This is a genomic window from Novosphingobium sp. HR1a, assembly GCF_015594425.1.
In the GTDB taxonomy this organism is placed as follows: domain Bacteria; phylum Pseudomonadota; class Alphaproteobacteria; order Sphingomonadales; family Sphingomonadaceae; genus Novosphingobium; species Novosphingobium resinovorum_A.
The window spans coordinates 1-2701 of record NZ_JABXWS010000121.1; the positions used below are offsets into that span (position 1 = coordinate 1).

The window sequence follows — 2701 nt, forward strand, 5'->3', positions numbered from 1 at the left end:
ACCCTCTCTTTGCTCACCACCATCGCTTGGAGCGTAGGACCATCCCACAGGGCGCGACCCTGCCGGGCACGGCTCTATCGCCGCGAGCGGCGACCGAGCCACCGTGCCGGCGTCTCAGCCCATTCGGGTGACGATCCTCGCGCGGGGGGTGTGCCACGTGGCGCACCCCTGTTGCCGCGCCGTGGCGCGGTGTTTCCTTCACAGGGCGCTTCCGGCCCTCCCCCGGAGGCCCGCACGCTTAGGGGAACGCCAAGGGCTACTGCCCTTTCGTCCCCGAACGACAATCATGCCCCCCGTGTAATCCGCCGAGCGCGGCACCCGATGCTCTGAAGGCATCGGCCACGCTAGGGCGGCTCGCCCGCGCCAGGGGCCAAGATTCTCGCCCTCCCTCCCCATCCCGTTCCTCGCCGGAAAGGCAGAGCCGCATGCCGCAGAGCAAGCGGCTTTCAGCCTCAAGTGGAAAGGACGAAATCATGGGACGCATCACCGACAACCGGGCCGACGTCTATCAGGAGATCACCGACCAGATGATTGCCATGATCGAGGCTGGCACCCGGCCTTGGTCCAAATCATGGAACGGCAGCACCGCCCCCAACATCCCGCTGCGCTCTACCGGGGTTCCGTATCGCGGTATCAATGTCCTGACCTTGTGGGTGGCCTCCATGACCAAGGGCTATGCCTCCCCCATTGGCTGACCTTCAAGCAGGCGCTCGCGCTGGGCGGCTGTGTCCGCAAGGGCGAGAAGGGATCAACCGTGGTCTATGCCAACAAGATCGTGGTGCGCGACGGCAAAGGTGGCGAAGCGAGCAGCGAACAGGGCGAGGACGGCAGGCGGCAGGTCGCGTTCCTGAAACGCTATACGGTTTTCAATTCGGAGCAGATCGACGGCATCGAAACGCAATATCCCATGCCCGCACCGATCATCACCGCCACCAATCCCCACGACCGGGACGCCGAGCTTGATACGCTCTTTGGCCGGGTGCCTGTCACCGTTCGCCATCATGGTTCGCAGCCCTATTATCAGCCGAGCGGAGATCATGTCGTCATGCCAGCATTCGCCGACTTCCACACCAGCGACGATTATTATTCGACCCTTGCGCACGAACTCTGTCACGCCAGCGGCCATGTGGATCGGCTTGCCCGTCCCACGCTCATTTCCACGAAGCGCGAAGACTACGCGCGCGAAGAACTGGTGGCCGAGCTGGGGGCCGCGTTCGTCAGCGGTGCGATCGGCATCAAACTCCACGACCGTGAGGATCATGCGGCCTATCTGACAAGCTGGCTGTCTGCCCTTCGCAACGACAAGCGGTGCATCTTCACGGCCGCGCGCCAAGCGCAGGATGCGGCTGATTGGCTGCTCTGTCATATGGGAACGGAAACCAGCGCACCGCTTGAGGAGGTGGCCTGACGGCTAAACAGCCCCGACCCATCAGGGCCGGGGCGCGCCGCAAAATCTTGCGCCGCCCACCCGCAAGCGGTCGGGCGGCGCATTCGTGATAACTTTCTGAATCGTCGCTGCTATCAGCAATGTTCTGAACGCATTGCTAAGGGCCGCATCCGTGGGTGATCTTCATATTACTGTTGCACAAGCCGCAGCGGACACATCCAGCGTTTGGAAAGACTATGGCGTGCCATTCGCGACGGCGATCCTGGGCGCCTTGCTGGCCTATTTCCCATCAAGGCTGCTCGCGGGTCGGGCATCGAAAGAACTGATCGTCCGCGACGAGAAAGCGCGTCATGAGGCGGAAGTTGTCGCTGCGCGCAAGGTGTTCATCAAGCTCACCGTGCTGGTGAATGCCATCCTCGATTATCACAACCAGATCGAGGCGATGGTTCTCAAGGCCGAACAGGATGGCAATGGGCAGATGACGATCGCGCAGCGGCTATCGGCCTTTGTCGGTGTCGACCGCGAACCTTCGGTGTCGTTCACGGCGGAGGAACTCGAGGTGTTCATCGCCGCCAAGCGGGTCGATTATGTTGACGATCTGGTGCTCTTGTCGCGGCGGCATGGGGCGATGCTGTCCAACCTTGCCGCTTTTGGCCGTATGAAAACGGACCTGCACTACGAACTGGCCAAGCATGGTCATACGACGCGAGACGACGACCTAGTATCGACGACAGCGGGGCGGATGCCAGCGCCGCTCGCAAATTACTTTCGCACGCAGTCGGATGAGCTGAACCTTTACGCGATGGCGATGCGCCAGATGATTACCGTCTTCGCGGACTTCGCGCGCGACGTGGCCAAGGACTACGGGCCTATCACCCGTGCGTATCTGGGCGACGATGCGATGCTGGATCTCAGCGATGAGCCGGCGGCGCCTACTCAGGATCAGTAAGGCATTCAGGGCGCGACCCTGCCGGGCACGGCTCTATCGGCGCGAGCGCCGACCAAGCCACCGTGCCGGCGTCTCGGCCCATGCGGGTGACGATCCTCGCGTGAGGGGGTGTGCCACATGGCACACCCTTATAGTCGCGCCGCAGCGCGACCCCTGGCCCGATAGGCGCTCTCGGCCCTCCCCCGGAGGCCCGCACGCTTGGGGGAACACCAAGGGCTGCTGCCCTTTCGTTCCCGAAGGAAAATCGACAGCCCCGTGTGGTCCGCCAAGCGCGGCACCCGACGCCCCGATGGGCGTCGGCCGCGCTAGGGCGGCCTGCCCGCGCCAGGCCATCGATTTTCCTCCTCCCTCCCCATCCCGCTCCT

The 2701-nt window shown here is 63.5% G+C and carries 2 protein-coding genes and 1 pseudogene; all 3 read left to right on the top strand.

Annotated elements, in window-relative coordinates; all coding sequences use genetic code 11:
- Positions 1 to 536: 536 nt before the first annotated feature.
- Positions 537 to 808 (top strand): annotated as a pseudogene (locus HWN72_RS31510) (ArdC-like ssDNA-binding domain-containing protein); the annotation flags it as partial.
- 99 nt (positions 809 to 907) lie between these two features.
- Complete coding sequence (locus HWN72_RS31515; RefSeq protein WP_248006496.1) at positions 908 to 1408, top strand: zincin-like metallopeptidase domain-containing protein; 501 nt, start codon at positions 908 to 910, stop codon at positions 1406 to 1408.
- A gap of 151 nt (positions 1409 to 1559) precedes the next feature.
- Positions 1560 to 2336: a hypothetical protein gene (locus HWN72_RS30460; protein WP_211152294.1), complete on the top strand. Its 777-nt coding sequence runs from the start codon at positions 1560 to 1562 to the stop codon at positions 2334 to 2336.
- The last annotated feature ends 365 nt before the right edge of the window (positions 2337 to 2701 follow it).

Excerpts from the sequence above, each read along its gene's own strand:
- HWN72_RS31515 (WP_248006496.1), top strand. The coding sequence starts at position 908 with ATGCCCGCACCGATCATCACCGCCACCAATCCCCACGACCGGGACGCC.